Origin of the sequence: Marinomonas algarum (genome assembly GCF_020532605.1) — a bacterium.
In the GTDB taxonomy this organism is placed as follows: Bacteria; Pseudomonadota; Gammaproteobacteria; order Pseudomonadales; family Marinomonadaceae; genus Marinomonas; species Marinomonas algarum.
Map to the genome: position 1 here is coordinate 1 of NZ_JAJATW010000026.1, position 18,378 is coordinate 18,378.

General features: G+C 44.2%; 18 protein-coding genes, 5 tRNA genes and 1 rRNA gene. 10 read left to right on the forward strand and 14 right to left on the reverse strand.

From position 1 onward, the window contains the following. From rrf to LG368_RS13375, 6 genes are all read left to right on the forward strand, one after another. A 5S ribosomal RNA gene (gene rrf / locus LG368_RS13350) occupies positions 1-88 on the forward strand; the annotation flags it as partial. A gap of 394 nt (positions 89-482) precedes the next feature. Beyond that, positions 483-692: a cold-shock protein gene (locus tag LG368_RS13355; protein ID WP_024024079.1), complete on the forward strand. Its 210-nt coding sequence runs from the start codon at positions 483-485 to the stop codon at positions 690-692. Between the two features lie 131 nt (positions 693-823). Further along, the gene (locus LG368_RS13360) at positions 824-1,369 is read left to right on the forward strand and encodes a DUF2058 domain-containing protein (protein ID WP_226755227.1); all 546 of its coding nucleotides are present in this window, start codon (positions 824-826) and stop codon (positions 1,367-1,369) included. Positions 1,370-1,798: 429 nt separating this feature from the next. After that, positions 1,799-2,713, forward strand: coding sequence for a porin (locus LG368_RS13365; RefSeq protein WP_226755228.1), 915 nt, complete (start codon positions 1,799-1,801; stop codon positions 2,711-2,713). Positions 2,714-2,973: 260 nt separating this feature from the next. Beyond that, positions 2,974-3,612, forward strand: coding sequence for a cupin domain-containing protein (locus tag LG368_RS13370; protein WP_226755229.1), 639 nt, complete (start codon positions 2,974-2,976; stop codon positions 3,610-3,612). Positions 3,613-3,639: 27 nt separating this feature from the next. After that, a complete protein-coding gene (locus LG368_RS13375) occupies positions 3,640-4,347 on the forward strand; it encodes a fumarylacetoacetate hydrolase family protein (RefSeq protein WP_226755230.1) in 708 nt (235 codons plus the stop codon). Here the strand turns inward: LG368_RS13375 and LG368_RS13380 are convergent. Further along, positions 4,331-4,795 (reverse strand): DTW domain-containing protein, encoded by a 465-nt coding sequence (locus tag LG368_RS13380; RefSeq protein ID WP_226755231.1) that lies wholly within the window; start codon positions 4,793-4,795, stop codon positions 4,331-4,333. The genes LG368_RS13375 and LG368_RS13380 overlap by 17 nt on opposite strands. A gap of 74 nt (positions 4,796-4,869) precedes the next feature. Here LG368_RS13380 and LG368_RS13385 point away from each other — a divergent pair, with 74 nt between their 5' ends. Further along, positions 4,870-5,538: a glutathione S-transferase gene (locus LG368_RS13385; protein WP_226755232.1), complete on the forward strand. Its 669-nt coding sequence runs from the start codon at positions 4,870-4,872 to the stop codon at positions 5,536-5,538. Between the two features lie 21 nt (positions 5,539-5,559). Here the strand turns inward: LG368_RS13385 and LG368_RS13390 are convergent, their stop codons facing one another. Continuing rightward, positions 5,560-6,402: an outer membrane protein assembly factor BamD gene (locus LG368_RS13390; RefSeq protein ID WP_226755233.1), complete on the reverse strand. Its 843-nt coding sequence runs from the start codon at positions 6,400-6,402 to the stop codon at positions 5,560-5,562. 160 nt (positions 6,403-6,562) lie between these two features. On the opposite strand from LG368_RS13390, the gene rluD reads away from it, so the two are divergent. The 3 genes from rluD (at position 6,563) to clpB (ending at position 11,119) form a co-directional block, all read left to right on the forward strand. Next, entirely contained in the window at positions 6,563-7,546 is a 984-nt protein-coding gene (gene rluD / locus LG368_RS13395; RefSeq protein ID WP_226755234.1) for a 23S rRNA pseudouridine(1911/1915/1917) synthase RluD, read from the forward strand. A gap of 109 nt (positions 7,547-7,655) precedes the next feature. Beyond that, positions 7,656-8,429, forward strand: coding sequence for a peptidoglycan editing factor PgeF (gene pgeF, locus LG368_RS13400; RefSeq protein WP_226755235.1), 774 nt, complete (start codon positions 7,656-7,658; stop codon positions 8,427-8,429). Positions 8,430-8,536: 107 nt separating this feature from the next. Further along, positions 8,537-11,119 carry an ATP-dependent chaperone ClpB gene (gene clpB, locus LG368_RS13405; protein WP_226755236.1) on the forward strand — a complete coding sequence of 861 codons (2,583 nt, stop codon included), beginning with the start codon at positions 8,537-8,539 and terminating at the stop codon, positions 11,117-11,119. A 74-nt stretch (positions 11,120-11,193) separates the two neighbouring features. On the opposite strand, the gene LG368_RS13410 is transcribed toward clpB, so the two are convergent. The 12 genes from LG368_RS13410 to LG368_RS13465 all read right to left on the reverse strand — a co-directional run bounded on the left by LG368_RS13410 (position 11,194) and on the right by LG368_RS13465 (position 18,282). After that, positions 11,194-11,775 (reverse strand): porin family protein, encoded by a 582-nt coding sequence (locus LG368_RS13410; protein ID WP_226755237.1) that lies wholly within the window; start codon positions 11,773-11,775, stop codon positions 11,194-11,196. 115 nt (positions 11,776-11,890) lie between these two features. After that, a tRNA-Gln gene (locus LG368_RS13415) sits at positions 11,891-11,965 on the reverse strand. A 19-nt stretch (positions 11,966-11,984) separates the two neighbouring features. After that, positions 11,985-12,061 (reverse strand) — tRNA-Met (locus LG368_RS13420). Positions 12,062-12,092: 31 nt separating this feature from the next. Continuing rightward, positions 12,093-12,167 (reverse strand) — tRNA-Gln (locus LG368_RS13425). 12 nt (positions 12,168-12,179) lie between these two features. Next, a tRNA-Met gene (locus LG368_RS13430) sits at positions 12,180-12,256 on the reverse strand. An 8-nt stretch (positions 12,257-12,264) separates the two neighbouring features. Beyond that, positions 12,265-12,339: transfer RNA gene (locus LG368_RS13435), tRNA-Gln, on the reverse strand. A gap of 113 nt (positions 12,340-12,452) precedes the next feature. Beyond that, positions 12,453-13,544 carry a redox-regulated ATPase YchF gene (gene ychF / locus LG368_RS13440; protein ID WP_226755238.1) on the reverse strand — a complete coding sequence of 364 codons (1,092 nt, stop codon included), beginning with the start codon at positions 13,542-13,544 and terminating at the stop codon, positions 12,453-12,455. Between the two features lie 25 nt (positions 13,545-13,569). Continuing rightward, entirely contained in the window at positions 13,570-14,154 is a 585-nt protein-coding gene (pth, locus tag LG368_RS13445; RefSeq protein ID WP_226755239.1) for an aminoacyl-tRNA hydrolase, read from the reverse strand. Between the two features lie 23 nt (positions 14,155-14,177). Further along, positions 14,178-14,756, reverse strand: coding sequence for a 50S ribosomal protein L25/general stress protein Ctc (locus LG368_RS13450; protein ID WP_226755240.1), 579 nt, complete (start codon positions 14,754-14,756; stop codon positions 14,178-14,180). A 256-nt stretch (positions 14,757-15,012) separates the two neighbouring features. Continuing rightward, positions 15,013-15,909 (reverse strand): 4-(cytidine 5'-diphospho)-2-C-methyl-D-erythritol kinase, encoded by an 897-nt coding sequence (gene ispE, locus LG368_RS13455; protein WP_226755241.1) that lies wholly within the window; start codon positions 15,907-15,909, stop codon positions 15,013-15,015. Further along, positions 15,894-16,472 carry a lipoprotein insertase outer membrane protein LolB gene (gene lolB / locus LG368_RS13460; protein ID WP_226755242.1) on the reverse strand — a complete coding sequence of 193 codons (579 nt, stop codon included), beginning with the start codon at positions 16,470-16,472 and terminating at the stop codon, positions 15,894-15,896. The genes ispE and lolB overlap by 16 nt, the downstream gene beginning before the upstream one ends. Positions 16,473-16,482: 10 nt before the next feature. Beyond that, entirely contained in the window at positions 16,483-18,282 is a 1,800-nt protein-coding gene (locus LG368_RS13465; RefSeq protein WP_226755243.1) for a tetratricopeptide repeat protein, read from the reverse strand. Between the last annotated feature and the right edge of the window lie 96 nt (positions 18,283-18,378).

The following is an 18,378-nucleotide window of genomic DNA, read 5'->3' on the forward strand; positions in this document are numbered from 1 at the left end:
CCTGATCCCATCCCGAACTCAGAAGTGAAAAGCGCCATCGCCGATGGTAGTGTGGGGGATCCCATGTGAGAGTAGGTCGTCGTCAAGCTTTAAACACGAGAAGCCCTGATAGCATACGCTGTCAGGGCTTTTTTCGTTTGTGAGTGAATGATTTGCATTGAGTTTATAGTGCGCTGACTCTGAACGGATGTATGGTATTCATTGCACCTATTCTTACACGCCTCCAGTATTAACCCCTCCTCCTCAAAGTTTATTCAGTATTTATAAGTATTTTGTAAAACTATCGTTGACCTCGTGCCTGTTATGAGACTACAATCAGTTTCGTTTAAAAGAGTTGGCAATATTTATGTCCAGAGTTGCGAATAGTACGTTAGTATGTTCGGTCCTGTTAAGTCATAAGTAATACCGAGTTTTTTTAGCACTATAACGTTATGCGATTAACGCAAACGTATAAATTAACTTAACCTACAGGATAAACAGACATGTCTGACGTAGTAACTGGTACAGTAAAATTTTTCAACGAAACTAAAGGTTTCGGTTTTATCACTCAAGATTCAGGTCCTGACGTTTTCGTTCATTTCTCTGCAATCAACACTTCTGGTTTCAAAACATTGGCTGAAGGCCAAAAAGTTGAATTCCAAGTAGCTCAAGGCAAAAAAGGCCCAGAAGCTCAAAACGTTACTCCTCTATAAGGAAACGTTTGCTGAGGAATTTCTCAGCAGTGCGAATGATAAAAAGCGACTTTTAAAGTCGCTTTTTTTGTTTTTATACAAGGCTAAGTTATATAAGTAGCCAGATTTAAACGGAATAGGAGTGACATCATATGGCAGCTAAATCTTTACAAGAGCAGTTATTAGGTGCTGGGCTTGTAGATAAAAAGAAAGTGAAAAAGTTAAAAGCTGAAACGTTGCAGCATAAACAGAAAGTCAAAAAAGGGAAAGCGGTGGCGACAGATGAGAGTGAACGTCAAGCCGAGTTGAAACGCCAAAGAGATGAAAAAGCAGCTAAAGATAAGGCTTTAAATTTAGAGCGACAACAGCAAGCCGAACATAAAGCGGTTCAGGCTCAAATTCGACAAATGATTGAGCAAAATCGAGTGCGGAAAGAGGATGGTGATATTGCCTACCACTTTACTGACGATAAAAAAGTTAAAAAGCTCTATATAAGCCAGTCGATGCATAATGATTTGAGTGCTGGTCGTTTGGCCATTGTTAAGTTATACGATGCCTATGAGCTAATACCAGAGCCTGTTGCTATGAAGATCAGTGAGCGTGATGCTTCTTATGTTCTCGTTTGTAACAATCGCACAGAGAGTGTTGAGGATGATCCTTACGCTGACTTTCAGATTCCTGATGATCTTATGTGGTGATGATTTTAACTGCATGCCTCGATTGAACTCATGCCTTTGTTAAAGGCATGGGCTATAGGCTTAACGGCAGGTATCTTATTACTCCCTTTCACTCACTGTCCTCTTGTTTCTTCCCGCTTTACTTGACGAAAACTTTTCGCTTATAAACAGATAAAGAATATATTTAGGTTCTTGTTCTGACAATGTGTATGTTGAAACCTGTCTTTAAATTCTAACCTATTGATTATTAAGTTTTTTATATTCAATTTAGACTTTTTTACGTTCTTATTTTTTCTTAATTCACAGGCAATAAGCAGATAACCGGAATACAAAATGCAAGTAGTGTGCGTTTGCTTGTCTATTCTTGCGAATTGTTTAAATTGATTGGATGTTGCTTGCATACATCAAGCGCCTAAAAGAAAAAGCTTATTATTCAAAAGGGAAACGACAATGAAAAAATCGATTATTGCTATTGCGGTATCCAGTGCTGCGCTTGCTTCTGTATCTGTTCAAGCGGCTGAAGGTTCTACAGTAGATATTTACGGAAATATCCAGTACGCATACAGCGACACAGATGCAGGTGATGATTTTGCAGATAATGGTTCTACCATTGGTTTGAAAGGTGAAACTCAAATTAATGATGATTTGACCGCTTTTTTCAAATATGAGTTAGAATTTGACGCAGACCAAAAAGAAGATGGAGGTAAATCCAGTCTTGACCAAGCTTTTGTCGGTTTAGAGGGCAACTTTGGTAAAGTGCAGGTTGGTTCTTTTGATACCATCTACAACAATGCAATTCAAGATTCGGTAGATCAGTATGAATATTTGGGTATGACAAATGCTGGTGATACAGATGAAGGCGACACTATTGCCTATTTCTCTCCTTCCTTTAACGGTCTTGAAGTGCAAGTGGCTACTCAAGTAAAAGGAGACGCGGTTAACGAAAATGGTAATCCGGTTAACGACAACGATGGTACATCCTCTATGGCCGTTGTTAAATATTCTATGGATATGATGTCAGTTGCCTTAGGTTATGATTCACGTGACAACATCAAAGACGCTGAAGCAACGACCGGTTTATCAGTTACTGCAATGCCTATGGAAAACTTGTCTGTTACTGCTAAGTACGAAACAACAAAAGATACGCAAGACATTTACGGCTTAGCCGCTCGTTACGGCTACGGTGCAGGTGATGTGTACGCTTCCTTCCAAAACGTAGATCCAGATGGTTCCGATGATTATAATGAATCTGCAGTAGGTGTTACTTATAGCTTAGCCTCAAATGTGTATGTTTTTGGTGAAGTGGGTGAGTTAAGTGATACGACTGACACTCAAACAGCGGTTGGTGTTTACTACGGTTTCTAAGATTTTTTTATAGTAGACGATTTTATTTACTCTAAGGCTCCTGTTCTATCGCTAGGCTAGGAGCCTTACGTTAAGCAAGATCATTCAAGGTTCCATATTTCTTTCTTGTAGACAGACTGTTGGAACATTTGGCATCAGGTGGAAACATCTGGTGCCTTTTTTATATTTGTAGCATTGTTCTATAGACGTTGATCTTTGATGTTTTGTCGAAGACTACGGTGTCTATTTTTTAGACGAAATGCAATTTAGTGGTGTGAACTATGTTGAATATGAATTTTACTGTCCCCGTAATGATCGATACAACAGCCCAAGAGTGGCAACCTAGCCCGATGGCAGGCGTTCTGAGAAAACCATTAGCACGAGAGGAAAAGGAGCGTGGTCATGCCACCAGTGTGGTTTGTTATCACCCAGGCTCCTCTTTTCGAAGTCACCAGCATCCTCTCGGTGAAGAGATACTCGTTTTGGAAGGTGTGTTCTCTGACGAAAACGGTTCGTATCCAGCGGGTAGTTACTTTCGAAACCCACCGGGTAGCGCTCATGCGCCTTACAGTGATGAAGGGTGTTTACTGTTGGTCAAGTTGCATCAATTTCAAGCGGATGATTGTCACCAAGTCATGATAAAGTCTCCACCGATCTGGTTTTCTGAGCATGCTGAGTCTTTTCCTCTTTACCGTTTCGGTCAAGAGCAGGTATGGTTAGTCCGCAACCAAGAAGGTGAAAATACATTGCCTCTGTTTGATAACAATGTGCCTGTGGAAATATTTGTGATTTCGGGCCATGCTACTTATGCAGGGACGACATTATCGATAGGAACTTGGATGCGTGAACCCTCTTTTGATCGCCATCAATGGCAATCGTCAGCAGACTGTTTGTTTTGGCTAAAGGTGGGGCATTTTTAATAATCGCTTTTAATGATTGAGGTTAATGTGAAAAATATCGTACCTGAACAAGCTCGTGTTTATCTGCCGGTAGTAGGTTGTGATGAGGTTTTTCCTGTCGGGCGTGTTTATTGTGTGGGCCGAAATTATGCTGAACATGCGAGAGAGATGGGAGATGATCCAGATAGAGATCCACCGTTCTTTTTCACAAAGGATGCGTCTTGTGTTGTCCCTGCTTCATTGAGTGAGACAACGCATATTACGTATCCAACAGCGACGTCTCAGTTAGAGTATGAGGTTGAGTTGGTTGTTGCGATAGGCAAAGGCGGTTCAAATTTAACCCTAAAGCAAGCCTCGGAAGCGGTTTTAGGGTATGCAGTGGGTTTGGATATGACCCGACGAGATCTGCAGGCGCAAGCGAAGAAAAAGGGACGCCCTTGGGAAGTAGGAAAGTCTTTTGATGAGTCGGCTCCTATTGGCCCTATATTTTTGAAAAATGCTGAGCTAGACGAGCGTGTTAAAGAAGCGGAAATTGGCTTAAAAGTGAACCAAGAGTTAAAACAGATCAGCCACATTTCACATTTAACATGGTCTATTGAAGAAGTGCTTTGTAAACTGTCAGAAGTCTTTGAGCTACGCCCGGGCGATCTGATAATGACAGGGACGCCAGAAAACGTTGGTGCGGTTAAGGTTGGTGACGAAATGCTGGCATGGGTTGAACATTTAGATAAAATTTGTGTCAAGGTGACTGATTAAACACGCTAAATTTTTTTTGTAAGGCAGTAAGCTTGAGGTGGCGTTTCTCTTTTAATATTTGAATCGCAACCTCTGCGGTACAAAGCCCTGTTTCTTTCTGGTTGCGTCGTTTGGCGTAAACGGAACGTAACCCTTGTATCTCATAATGGCAAAATTGCTTTAGATACGGAGATTGGTTGTACATTTTTCGTGCCTGCTGCCAAGTGCCATCTAAGATCAAAATATTTTCAATGACGCTGCTCGAAACACCTTGGATCTCTAGTCCACCTTCTTGATAAGGGTAAACCAGTACGGTGTTATTTGGCGCTAATTGTAGTATCTCCTTGTTAGGTTCTGTTCTTGACCAAATAATGCGCTCACATTCGTCATTCAGTGCTTCCTTGACTAATTTGCCTGTACCAGTCGTTTTTTTAATTTCTTCGCTGTGGGTTATCAGCCAAATCTTCATCGGGTATTCTCTGTATTAAAGTCGCAGTGTAACGAATTTCGTCATGTTACTAAAATATAAGTCTAAAAAGGGAAATGATTGTGTTACCGATTTTGTACTCCTTTCGGCGTTGTCCTTATGCCATACGTGCCAGATACACGTTAGCTTTCCTCAATGTTTCTGTTCGTCTAAGGGAAGTGGTATTGAAGTCAAAGCCTGACGCCTTACTGGCATTAGGCGGGCGATCCAGTGTGCCCCAGCTGATGGATTGTGATGGTACACGCTATCCAGAGAGCTTAGACATTATGTTTTGGGCGTTATCCAAAACAAAAAGTAACGAGTTAACACAACAACTGTGGCCAAACTGCACACAAACAAAAATAAAAATACAGACATGGATACGTTACAACGATAGTACGTTTAAATATTGGTTAGATCGATACAAGTACGCCGATCGACACCCAGCACACAGTGAGGCGTATTATCGAGGCAAGGGAGAGGTATTTCTTAAAAGGTTAGAGGCACGCCTTAGCAAAACGCCATTTCTGCTTGGAGAAGCCGAAAGCCTGGCGGATATTGCGATTTTTCCATTTATCCGGCAATTCGCTGCCGTCAATCAAAATTGGTTTGATTCATCGCCTTATAGACAAGTTAGACTGTGGTTAAGATACTTTATTGATGCTGCACGGTTCAAATCAACCGTTATGGTGAAACACACCGCTTGGCGAACCGAGGAAGATGATGTTCTTTTTCCAACGGTTTAAGCGGTATGTTTCGGTGTAATGTTAGTCAATTAAACCAAAACTGATCCAATATAAGAAACTAGGATCCGCGTCATTTGGCAATTCTAAGGCAATGAAGTTACCTTTCTCATCTATGTGTGACGATTCAGGGAAGTTGGTTTTTAATACGGCTATGTTTGTTTGTGCTAATGATGTCTGTCCCAAATCATTGTAAGACTGGACACTGATGGCCAGTGCATCTTCAACCGATTGTGAACTAGGGTAGTGTTGAATGACTTCTTGGCTGCGACGCAGTGCAGACAGAGGCGCTTTGCGTTTTAAGTAGTAATACGCCACCTGAAGCTCATGGCGTGCAACAACGTTACGCAAGTAATACATACGTGCTTTACTGTCTGGTGCGTAAGTGCTGTTTGGAAAACGTACAGTAAAATCAGCGAACTCGTTAAAGGCCTTAGTCAATTCTTTTGAGTCACGCTCACTTGGGTCGGCATCAAGGAAGCGTGTCATGAGAGTTTCTGCTCCCTTGTAAGTGGATAAAGCGCGCATGTAATAAGCATAGTCTAACGCATCGTGCTCGGGGTGATTTTTAATAAAGCGCTCTGCCGCTGCATGAGCCGCAATAAATTCGTCTGCTTCCATTTGAGCATAAATTAGGTCTAGCTCAGCACGAGTACTGAATTCGCCAAATGGGTAGCGTGAATCTAGGTCTTTAAGGTGTTTAATTGCAGTAGAGGGTAAATTTTCTTCTAAGGCTTGTTGTGCTTTGTCGTAATAGGCGCGTTCAGGTAGATCGGGCTCTTGAACCTGTTTGCTTGAACAGGCCACGATGAAAAAAGAAAAACTTACTATTCCAGAGAATCGGAGCAACGAGTGATGAAATCCCATGTATAATCAAAACCTTGATATGGTAGTAGATTAGCCTCAATCGGCATTTTGTAGCGTTAAATTGCGAAAGATGATGAAGTGCAAGGCGCTACACGTTTTTTTACTTTCAGGCTCAATGATAAAATCAACGGGCTGAAAACAACAGATTAAAGTACATTGTATGGCAGAGCGCATAGTAAAAGAAGCCCAAGTTCCCTTCGATTTGGGCGGTAATCGATTTGATCAAATCGCGACAGAGTTGTTTAGCGACTATTCACGTTCGCGTATTCAAAGTTGGATCAAAGAGGGGGTTCTTAAGGTAGACGGACAAGTGACTAAGCCGAAAGAAAAGCTGTTTGGTGGCGAACAGGTGACACTCGATATTGTAATCGAGGCACAGGAAGACCACGAAGCCCAAGAAATGGCATTAGACATTGTTTACGAAGACGACGATATTATTATTGTCAATAAGCCAGCAGGCTTGGTTGTTCACCCAGCAGTAGGCAACCGAGATGGCACCTTGATGAATGCAATTTTGCATCACGCTCCTGAAACTGCGCACATTCCTCGTGCGGGTATTGTGCACCGTCTAGACAAGGAAACAACGGGTCTAATGGTGGTAGCGAAGACATTAGTGGCGCAAACGGATCTTGTAGCTCAATTACAAGAGCGTAGTATGGGGCGCGAGTACGAGGCTATTTGTATCGGTGTGATGACCGGTGGCGGTGAAGTGGACGAGCCTATTGGTCGTCATCCTCACAATCGTCAAAAACAAGCCGTGGAGCCAGTAAATGGCAAAGACGCCATCACCCATTATCGCCTTGTAGAACGCTTCAAGAATCACACTCATATTCGTCTTAAGCTGGAAACGGGTCGTACACACCAGATCCGTGTTCATATGGCGTTTATCCAGTACCCACTGGTTGGTGACCCGCAATATGGCGGCCGTTTGAAAATGCCTAAAGCCTGTTCTCCTGAATTACAGGACGAGCTGCGTCATTTTCGTCGCCAAGCTTTGCATGCTAAGAAACTGGCTTTAGCGCACCCTGTGACGGGGGAATGGATGGAGTGGGAAGTTGACTTGCCTGATGATATGAAAGCATTAGTAGAAGCGCTTAAAAAAGACACGGTGGAGTCTGGCAGTAACGACTCCGAGTATTTCTAGATAGCATGTATTCTGGAAAGCGTTGACACTATTTTGTGGGTAAGAAAGGCAGCATTGGCTGCCTTTTGTTTTTGCGTCGAATTGGTTTTTATAATGGAAGGAAATCGCCATGTCAGCTCATACACGCTCTTTTATTCGTCCAAATTGGTCAGCACCTTCGAATGTCTGTGCGTACGTTTCAACACGCTTAGGCGGCGTCAGTGTTGAGCCATTTGATTCTTTAAACCTGGGGCTTCATGTCAATGATGATCCTTCCGCCGTAGAACAAAATAGGCAGTTATTCACTTCCTATATTGCTTTGCCTGATACGGTTCATTGGTTAAACCAGACGCATGGCACGCGTGTAGTGACCTTGTCTGACTCCTCTTCGAACCATACCGCGCCTGACTCTGCGGATGCTGCTTATTCACCTGCTCCCCAGCAAGTGTGTGCGGTACTGACGGCAGATTGCTTACCGGTATTTTTTTGTGATACGGCAGGCACACAAGTGGCGGTTGCTCATGCTGGATGGCGTGGACTGTGTGATGGCGTACTAGAATCGACCTTAGCTTGCTTTGATGATAAGAGCCAAGTCATGGCGTGGTTAGGGCCTGCCATCGGTCCGGCGGCCTTTGAAGTGGGTGATGAAGTAAAAGTGGCCTTTGAATCTAAATTGCCAGAGGCTCGGGCAGCATTTGTTCCGAGTGACAAGGAAGGCAAGTGGTTAGGCAATCTATACTTATTGGCGACACAGAGACTGAATGCGGCCGGTGTTCAACAGGTTTATGGCGGGGACTACTGCACTTACACGGACAAGGCGCGTTTCTACTCCTACCGACGAGACGGTAAAACGGGGCGTATGGCGTCTGTTATTTGGATAAATAATGCCGCAATGTCGACTTAAATTGATAGGTGTCAAAAAAATGACACTCATGGAGTTGAAAAGCACTATTTGATCACTATTAAGCTGTTAACCGATGTATTTTTCTTATTTGTAAAGGATGCCAGATTATGCGTATCGATCGTTTAACCAGTAAATTACAACTTGCCTTGTCTGATGCTCAATCCATCGCGCTAGGACAAGATCATTCTTATATTGAGCCGCTTCATCTAATGATGGCGATGCTTGACCAGCAAGGGGGTAGTACAAGACCTATCCTGCAACAGTCAGGTATCCCCGTCACGACTTTCCGTGAGAGTCTTAATGAGTTGTTAACACGTTTGCCTGCTGTTCAAAACCATGATGGCAACGTACAGATGTCTCCAGAGCTAGGTCGGTTGTTAAATCTTGCTGATAAAGAAGCGCAAAAGCGTAAGGATCAGTACATTTCTTCTGAGTTAGTATTGATGGTGATGTTTGACGGCAAAGATGATTTGGCGAAAAAGCTTAAAGCCAGTGGTGTGACCAAGGCCGATGTTGCTTCTCTCATTGATAATATTCGCGGTGGTGACGCCGTTAACGACCCTGATGCAGAAGAAAATCGCCAAGCCTTAGATAAATATACCGTTGACCTGACAGCACGTGCTGCTGAAGGCAAATTAGACCCTGTGATTGGTCGTGACGATGAGATTCGCCGCACTATTCAGGTGTTGCAGCGTCGTCGCAAAAACAACCCAGTATTAATAGGTGAGCCGGGTGTGGGTAAAACCGCCATCGTGGAAGGCTTGGCTCAGCGTATTATCAATGGCGAAGTGCCTGAAGGCTTGAAAAATAAGCGTGTCTTGTCGTTGGACATGGCGGCTTTGATTGCCGGTGCTAAGTATCGAGGTGAGTTTGAAGAGCGCCTCAAAGCGCTTTTGAACGAACTGGCCAAGCAAGAAGGTCAGGTGATTTTATTTATTGATGAAATTCACACCATGGTCGGCGCAGGTAAGTCAGAAGGCTCTATGGATGCTGGTAATATGCTCAAGCCTGCCTTGGCGCGTGGTGAACTGCATTGTGTGGGGGCCACTACACTGGACGAGTACCGTCAGTTTATTGAAAAAGACGCGGCCTTAGAGCGTCGCTTCCAAAAAGTATTGGTGGAAGAGCCAAGTGTGTTGGACTCTATTGCCATTTTACGTGGACTGAAAGAGCGTTACGAAGTGCACCACGGTGTGGATATTACCGATTCCGCCATTATTGCTGCGGCGAAATTGTCACAGCGTTACATCACCGATCGCCAGTTACCAGATAAGGCGATTGACTTGATTGATGAAGCGGGCAGTCGCATTCGTATGGAAATGGATTCCAAACCCGAAGACATGGATCGTTTAGAGCGTCGCTTGATCCAGCTCAAAATTGAAAAAGAAGCGTTGAAGAAAGAAAAAGACAGGGCGTCTAAATTACGTCTTGACGAATTGAACGTTGAAATTGACCAGTTACAAAAGCAGTTTTCTGATTTGGAAGAAATCTGGAATTCTGAGAAAGCGGCTGTTCAAGGCGCACAAAAGCTAAAAGAAGAGCTTGAATCCGTTCGTCATGAAATGGAAGAAGCGCGTCGCAGTGGTAATTTGGCGAAGATGTCTGAGTTGCAATATGGCGTCATTCCTATGTTGGAAGCCGAAATTGAGAAAGCCAGTAAAGCAGAAGAAAGCACAGAAACCAAGTTGTTAAAGCGTCGAGTCACAGAGGAAGAAATTGCCACCGTGGTATCACGTTGGACGGGGATTCCTGTCGACAAAATGCTCGAAGGTGAGCGTGATAAATTATTGCGCATGGAAGACGCACTGCATGAATCGGTGATGGGACAAGAAGAGGCGGTTGTCGCTGTGTCTAATGCCGTACGACGCTCTCGCTCAGGCTTGGCGGACCCCAATCGTCCTAACGGCTCTTTCCTCTTCTTAGGGCCAACAGGTGTCGGTAAAACAGAGCTTTGCAAATCGCTTGCTAAGTTCTTGTTTGATACCGAGCAAGCCATGGTGCGTGTCGATATGTCGGAATTTATGGAGAAGCATTCGGTTGCTCGTTTGATCGGTGCGCCACCGGGGTATGTTGGTTATGAAGAGGGTGGCTACTTAACTGAAGCGGTTCGTCGTCGCCCGTATTCTGTATTGCTACTGGATGAGGTGGAAAAAGCGCATCCGGACGTGTTTAATATTTTGTTGCAGGTGTTGGACGATGGTCGTTTGACTGATGGTCAGGGCCGTACTGTCGATTTTAGAAACACGGTCATTGTGATGACATCAAACTTGGGTTCCGATTTGATTCAAGAGTATCAATCATCCGATCAGTACGAAGAGATTAAATCGAAAGTGATGGAAGTTGTCGGTACGCACTTCCGCCCTGAGTTTATCAACCGAATTGATGAAACAGTGGTGTTCCATCCCTTGATGCGCTCTCAAATCAAAGGTATCGCGACCATTCAATTGGCGCATTTGAACGATCGCTTGGCGGAAATGGGCATGTCATTGACCTTAACTGAGGCCGCTGCCGATCAGCTGGCGGAAGTGGGTTATGATCCTGTTTATGGGGCGCGTCCGCTGAAGCGTGCGATTCAAAAATGGATTGAAAACCCATTGGCTAACGAGCTGTTGTCAGGTCACTTTGTAACAGGTGATCAGATTGTGGCGGATGTAAAAGAAGATGAGTTAGTGTTTACTAAAAGTGAGTAAATCCTTTCGGCACAAAAAAACTCTAGTCTGATGTCAGGCTAGAGTTTTTTTTGCGCTAATAAAGTACAGGATTATTAGATATCGATTGTTACGCCGATGAAGTAACCATCGTAGTCTGTCTCACCAAAAGGTTTGGTTTCCTGCTCAATTGAGCGGTAACCCAACTCCACGCCGACAATAGGCAGTGGCTGATACTGTATTTTGAATGCTTGATCGGTAATGGTAACGTCATCAAAAGACGAAATGCTTTTAGATTCTGCTGCTAAAGTGATGCCTGTGCCTGGAATGCCAAGAGAAGCGGCTAGAAACAACATAGGAACGGATTCACTTTCTTCGTCTGCTCCTCTTGTCATGTCTAATTGACGGAAAGTTAGACCTCCTTCAATACTTGCCCACAAGATGCCCACGCCGTAATAGCCGGTAAAGTCTAGATGACTGATTTCTTCTCCTGAAGGGTCTGACTCAAACTCCCACACATCGACACGTGCATTAGGAATTAAAGGGATAGGATGTTGTATATCTAGGCTTGCGTAAGTAGCAGAACCGTCGTCGCCATCAAAAAAACCGGCTTCGGCGTTTGCGCCAATAATATCAGCGTTAGCAGCGCCAGCGGCTAGAACGGTGGATAAAGCAAAGGCTAACTTTGTAGATTTCATAATGAGAGTCCAATTATCAGATAGGATAAATTTCGTCTAATTATAGGTTGAAGGAATTCAAAATCAAATCAAATAAGGAAAATAGAGAAAGTATTAGGAGGAATATTGATTTAGATGGCTGGGGTAGAAGGATTCGAACCTACGCATGACGGGATCAAAACCCGTTGCCTTACCGCTTGGCTATACCCCAATTAAAACATCTTTTTAACTGGTGGCTATGACTAGATTCGAACTAGTGACCCCATCATTATGAGTGATGTGCTCTAACCAACTGAGCTACATAGCCTACAATTTTTTAACGCTGAATAAAATTTCGATGGCTGGGGTAGAAGGATTCGAACCTACGCATGACGGGATCAAAACCCGTTGCCTTACCGCTTGGCTATACCCCAACATTATCGAAGTGGTGGCTATGACTAGATTCGAACTAGTGACCCCATCATTATGAGTGATGTGCTCTAACCAACTGAGCTACATAGCCTTGTCTGTTGGCTGGGGTAGAAGGATTCGAACCTACGCATGACGGGATCAAAACCCGTTGCCTTACCGCTTGGCTATACCCCAACAGACTGACACAAGAAGCAACTTACATAAAATGGTCTACTGCCTCTGTGGCGCGATATTATTCATATAAGTGCTTTATGGGTCAAGTGTTTTCTTAAAAGAATTTAAATCTATTACACATTAAAACGGAAATGCATCACATCGCCGTCTTTTACTATGTAGTCTTTCCCTTCTAAACGCCATTTACCGGCTTCTTTTGCACCGCTTTCGCCTTTGTACTGGATGAAGTCACTGTAACCAACGACTTCAGCGCGAATAAAGCCTTTCTCAAAGTCCGTATGGATCACGCCAGCGGCTTGTGGGCCTGTCGCACCCTGTTTGACTGTCCAAGCGCGAACTTCTTTTACACCGGCTGTGAAATACGTTTGCAGTCCAAGCAATTCATAGCCAGCACGGATAACACGATCTAGACCTGGCTCTTCCATGCCCATTTCATCAAGAAACTCTTGCATCTCTTCGGCGTCTAGCTCGGAAATCTCTGCTTCTAATTGATTGCAAATAGGTACCACCATTGCGCCTTCGGCTTCAGCGATCTCACGGACTTGATCTAGGTACGGATTCTTTTCAAATCCGTCTTCAGAGACGTTAGCAATGTACATGGTCGGTTTTGTGGTCAACAAGTGCATAGCGCGCACTTCTTTCTTTTGATCATCAGACAGCGTCATAGAGCGAACAGGTTGACCATCTTCTAAATGTGTCTTGATGGTTTCTAAAAAAGCTTTGTGTGCAATGGCGTCTTTGTTACCGCTTTTCGCATTTTTGGCAGTACGCTGAAGCTGTTTATCAATGGATTCAATATCGGCAAAAATCAACTCTAAGTTAATGACTTCGATGTCTAACTTTGGGTTAACGTGATTAGAAACATGAATCACATTTTCGTCCTCAAAGCAGCGTACCACATGGGCAATAGCGTCCGTTTCACGAATGTTAGCAAGGAATTTATTGCCCAAGCCTTCACCTTTTGACGCACCTTCCACAAGACCGGCAATGTCGACGAATTCCATGGTGGTTGCTAATACACGCTCTGGCTTAACGATCTCAGCAAGCGCGTCAAGGCGTGGATCAGGCATGGCAACAACGCCTGCATTTGGTTCTATGGTGCAAAATGGGAAGTTTTCTGCGCCGATACCGGCTTTGGTTAATGCATTAAATAGAGTCGATTTACCAACGTTAGGTAGCCCAACGATGCCGCAATTAAAACCCATAGTGAGATTCCTAATAAGTAAGTGATTATGCTTTGAAGCTGTGTAGCTGGTTCATCACGGTATTTAAATTGCCGTGAACAATATCTTCTACATAGCGTAATGATTCGTCAATTGCTTGTTCAATTTTTGCGTAGTCATCAGGGGCGGCTTTTTTGAGTACATAGTTTGCCACTTGACTAGCGTGTCCGGGATGACCGATACCAATTCTGAGGCGACCAAATTCACGGTTATTCGCTAGCTTCGCAATAATATCTTTGAGCCCATTGTGACCACCGTGCCCACCGCCTTTTTTAAGCTTCGCGGTGCCAGGAGCGATATCGAGTTCATCGTGTATCACAAGAATGTTTTCTGGAGGGATTTTATAGAATTGGCAAACAGCCTGAACCGCTTTACCGCTTAAATTCATATAGGTGGTGGGAATGAGAAGGTAACACTCTTCACCAGCTATAGAAACTTTGCCGAATTGGCCGAAGAACTTTTTTTCTGTACGAAGAGAGCATTGGCTCTGACGAGCCAATGCTTCAATCCACTGAGCGCCTGCATTATGGCGAGTGTTCTCGTATTCGCTGCCTGGGTTGCCCAAGCCGACTAATAATTTGAAACCTGCCACAATACTGCCTTCAATGAATAATCTTAACGTTTAGACTTACCGATACGGCCGATAGGTTGGTCGTGGTCTTCGCCTTTCAACAAAGAAACCAATTCTACGCCTTCAGGCAGAGTCACATCAGATAGGTGGAAAATATCATCCAATTGAGCATCGATAACATCGATTGTTAGTGCCGCAGGAAGGTTACCTGGCAAACAACGTACTTCAGCCAATTTAGACTCGATAGTCAAACGACCACCTTGCTTGCTGACACCTTCACTTTGCGCTGCATTGATGAAGTTCAACGGAACACGAGTGGTGATGGTTTTGTCCGCTTCAACACGCTGAAGGTCCATGTGCATAACCGCACCAGTAGATGGGTGACGCTGAAGTGCTTTAACAAGAACTTGCTCTGCTTTGCCTTCAACAACAACTTCAACAAGACCTGTTAGGAAACCAGGGGTTCCAACTGCTTTTAGAAGTTCGTTATCTTTGAAAGAAATAGACTGTGGTGCAACGTCACCGCCGTAGATTACAGCAGGTACTTGGCCTGTAAAACGAAGGCGGCGGCTCGCACCTTTACCTTCATGATTACGTGCAACGGCATTAATAGATAATGACATGATATTTTCCTAATAATAAATAAAAATTGTGCCCAGAGATGCGACCCGCTCCGAGCGTTATTGTTTGATTTCGGCCTCAAACATGGCACTAAAACCCGCTACCACAAACGTGACGGCTGAGTCCCGCTGTTAGTCAATGATTGACTGTCGGCGTATTTGAGGGCGATAAAGCGCCTCAGGCATTAATCAGTCGGTATTAGTCACGACCAACTCATTAAGCACAAAATATAGGGTGTTTTATGGCTTGATTGTATCGTTAATGCTGTTCAGACCCATCATCGATATCAACTTGTTTGATCCATTGCTTCAGTGCATCGTGTGTTGGCGATGCATTTAAACCATGACAAACATAAGACTGCCATTTTTCCGGTGTGTCTGCTTTTACCTTTTGCGCTTCATTTAGGCTATCGAAGGCCAAAAATAGGCAAGCACCCGTCCCAGTGAGTTTGGCATCACCGTAGTGTTTTAACCACTGGTAAGCTTCATTCACATCAGGATAGTGCTTTAATACGACGTCTAGACAATCATTATGGCCAGCCAGCGTTAAAGCGTGCGATATTCTGATGGGCGGGGTGTCTCTTGTCAAACACTTATCAGTAAAAATTTGACCTGTTGAGACATGGCTATTCGGCTTTATTAGCAAATAATAAGGTGTTTCTAATTCAACAGGGTAGAGATGTTCGCCAACGCCTTCGGCAAAAGCCGATTTCCCCATCACAAAGACGGGGACATCGGCCCCTAACTGCACGCCAAGGTGAGCAAGTTCTTCTAGGGAGAGTTGGCAACGCCATAGGGTATTTAACGCTAAGAGTGTGGTGGCGGCATTAGAACTGCCTCCTCCAATACCGCCTCCCATGGGCAGTTGTTTTGTCAGATGAATCGTAGCGCCGAATGTTGTGTCGTGACGAAATGGCATGAGCAGTTTGGCGGCCTTGTAAATCAAGTTATCTTCGCTTGGTAAGCCATCAATGGTCGGTGTGAGGGTGAGGGCGTTATCCCTTGTTAGAGTGATGTCTAATGTGTCGCATAAATCAATAAATTGAAACAGTGTTTGTAATTCATGATAACCATCATCTCGTTGGCCGATGATATGCAAAAATAAATTGAGTTTTGCTGGGGAAGGTAAGCGCATCATCTTTATTGAATAGTCCATTGGTTAATAATCAAATTTACCTTATAGGGTGGATTTGATACTTGCATTTTCTGCGGCAGTAATAGGCCATCCACGTCGGTGAAGTTGCTGTAAGTGATTAGCCAACCATCTTGTTCTAATTGATTGACAAGACCTGTTTGTGGGTCATTGGTGATCCGAGCTGTTGAGGTTGGCGCGGGTAAACCACGCATCCAATAGGTGACTTGTTTTACTGGAAATTCCCAGCCTAATTCTTGTTGCAGCAGTATGGCGGGGTCACTGCCGACTCGGATCACATCATCATAGGCAAGGGTGACAATGCCTTCCATATTTTTGGACAGTTTGATGGCTCCTTGGCCAAAAGGACCGACGATATTGAGAGCAAAAGTTGCGGGGTCCTGTTGCCAGTTAAAATTTCCTGAAATGGCATCTTCTTTTGTTCGAATACCAACGCGTCCAGACGTTTCCCATTTAGAAATAGCGCTGGCACTGGTTGGCGGTGGCGTAATGGGGCCCGTTGGCTTGGTGCTACAGGCGCTAATGGCGGCGGTCAGTGTGAGTAAACAAAGCGTACGATAGGTCATAAGCGAGGTCCTATGTGGAATCTTTTAATAACGACGGTGACAGTCGTTTTATCGTGTCGAGTAATAAAGGGGCTTCTGGAGAAGCATCTAAGGCGTTTTGCCAGACGGTCATGGCTTCCATGTAATGCTGCTGCGCCCACAGAGATTCACCATAATGAGCAGCAATGTCGGCATCGGGCAAAATGGACCATGCTTTTTTGAGGTAATAAGAGGATCGTTCCAGTTCACCTTGTAAGAAGAACCCCCAGCCAAGGCTATCGATAATAGCAGGGTCATTATCTGACTTTTCATAAGCGGATTCGATATAGGCCATGGCTTCATCAAGTCGAGGTGTGCGTGTTAGCAAGGTGTAACCTAATGCATTGAGGTATTGGGCGTTATCTGGCTCCTTGGCAACCAAGATGCTTAGTTCTTTTTCGGTGACTTTCCATTGACCAATAAGGTCTGCCAACAGCGCTTTACGGTAACGTAAGACATTAGAAGCAGGCAATAAGTCGAGCGCACGACAAATCAGGTCGTATGACAGATCAATATTTCCTTCGTCCTCATGAAGCATGCTGATAACGTCGATTTGTTCTGGCATGTTTGCGCGTTGTGTTCTTTTCAATACCATGGTGTTGACTAACTCGGGCTTATTTTCTTCATAGAGCCAAATGGCTATTTGGTTGGTGGCATTGGCTTGTAAAGTGCCAGTCACCCCCTCCATGATTTGAATAGCTTTTTCTCTTTTGTCTTGTTGAGCAAGTGCAATGGCCGTCAGGTACTGAACTTGATCCGACAGTTCAGCTTGTTCTTTAGGCAATTGGTTGGCGGTGGTTAACGCTCGTTCCGGTTGTTGATGTTCAATAAAAGCCCGCATGAGATTAATGCCAACTTGAAACTGTTCTACTGCCTTTAGGTCCGTGCTTTTGAAGCGCTCTAAAGCTTGTTCTCCTCGCCCGTCAATGACAAGAAAGTCTACAAGAGGAGTGATCAGTTGAGATCTGTTTGGTAGTTGAGTGGTGGCTTCTTCCAGTGTTTCAATAGCACTTTTTATCTGGTTAATGTTTCTTAAGCTAAAGGCTTTTATTAAATAGAGTGCTTCCGTTTTTTCCACATTTTCTTGTTGCAGCAATGCGTTTGAAGCCTCAATGGCTTGGTGATATTGGCCGGAAAGTAACAACAGATGTGCTTGGCTCAGTCGTACATATGGGTCTTGTTTAGATTGGACGGGCAATGCCGCTAGCGTCTTTTCGATAACATCAATTTGTTCGCCGTCACGAATGTTGTCTTCAAGATAACGCGGCAAAAACTGCAAAGACACAGACAGTTGTTGTGCTGTTGTAAGTAACGTTGTGGCTTCTGGAATACGATTGCCTTTTATCAACACTTGAAATTTGAGTGCGTAGGCGGCTTCAGCATCCGGGGCGGCAGCCAGCCACAGGTTGGTGCTTTTTTCAATATGCATGAGGTTTTGAGATGCAACAGCAATGCGCACCAACCTTTCTATCCAAGGGAGGTCGTTTGAATTAGAGGAAAGGGCAATTTGATAAAAAGCACCAAACGCTTTATTTGGGCCTTCTCTTTGCAACATAAACTCCGCATTGAGTAGAGCGCCAATTTGGTCTTTTGCTGCAGAGTGACGATTAAACTCACTGGTTATTAATGGGGAGGAAGGTGATACCGCGTCTGCTGGATTCACTGCCTCTTTTGTTGTTTGGACACCACAGGCGCTAAGGAAAAATACGCTCAGCAGTACCAGTGCTTTGTGAGTACTTGCGAGATAAAAAGGAAGTGTCCTTACTTGGTATTGACCTGATGTTGCAGGCATGTATTTTCTCGATGCGAAATTCATATAACCCTTATGGTATCGTTAGCGACGCGTCCTGTCAGGTGTAACTGTCTGTTAGAACTGACTATAAACGAA

What these genes read in the sequence shown, in the direction of transcription:
- LG368_RS13355 (WP_024024079.1), top strand. Translation starts at nt 483, where the DNA reads ATGTCTGACGTAGTAACTGGTACAGTAAAATTTTTCAACGAAACTAAA.
- LG368_RS13360 (WP_226755227.1), top strand. Translation starts at nt 824, where the DNA reads ATGGCAGCTAAATCTTTACAAGAGCAGTTATTAGGTGCTGGGCTTGTA.
- LG368_RS13365 (WP_226755228.1), top strand. Translation starts at nt 1,799, where the DNA reads ATGAAAAAATCGATTATTGCTATTGCGGTATCCAGTGCTGCGCTTGCT.
- LG368_RS13370 (WP_226755229.1), top strand. Translation starts at nt 2,974, where the DNA reads ATGTTGAATATGAATTTTACTGTCCCCGTAATGATCGATACAACAGCC.
- LG368_RS13380 (WP_226755231.1), bottom strand. Translation starts at nt 4,795, where the DNA reads ATGAAGATTTGGCTGATAACCCACAGCGAAGAAATTAAAAAAACGACT.
- LG368_RS13385 (WP_226755232.1), top strand. Translation starts at nt 4,870, where the DNA reads ATGATTGTGTTACCGATTTTGTACTCCTTTCGGCGTTGTCCTTATGCC.
- LG368_RS13390 (WP_226755233.1), bottom strand. Translation starts at nt 6,402, where the DNA reads ATGGGATTTCATCACTCGTTGCTCCGATTCTCTGGAATAGTAAGTTTT.
- rluD (WP_226755234.1), top strand. Translation starts at nt 6,563, where the DNA reads ATGGCAGAGCGCATAGTAAAAGAAGCCCAAGTTCCCTTCGATTTGGGC.
- pgeF (WP_226755235.1), top strand. Translation starts at nt 7,656, where the DNA reads ATGTCAGCTCATACACGCTCTTTTATTCGTCCAAATTGGTCAGCACCT.
- clpB (WP_226755236.1), top strand. Translation starts at nt 8,537, where the DNA reads ATGCGTATCGATCGTTTAACCAGTAAATTACAACTTGCCTTGTCTGAT.
- LG368_RS13410 (WP_226755237.1), bottom strand. Translation starts at nt 11,775, where the DNA reads ATGAAATCTACAAAGTTAGCCTTTGCTTTATCCACCGTTCTAGCCGCT.
- ychF (WP_226755238.1), bottom strand. Translation starts at nt 13,544, where the DNA reads ATGGGTTTTAATTGCGGCATCGTTGGGCTACCTAACGTTGGTAAATCG.
- LG368_RS13450 (WP_226755240.1), bottom strand. Translation starts at nt 14,756, where the DNA reads ATGTCATTATCTATTAATGCCGTTGCACGTAATCATGAAGGTAAAGGT.
- ispE (WP_226755241.1), bottom strand. Translation starts at nt 15,909, where the DNA reads ATGGACTATTCAATAAAGATGATGCGCTTACCTTCCCCAGCAAAACTC.
- lolB (WP_226755242.1), bottom strand. Translation starts at nt 16,472, where the DNA reads ATGACCTATCGTACGCTTTGTTTACTCACACTGACCGCCGCCATTAGC.
- LG368_RS13465 (WP_226755243.1), bottom strand. Translation starts at nt 18,282, where the DNA reads ATGCCTGCAACATCAGGTCAATACCAAGTAAGGACACTTCCTTTTTAT.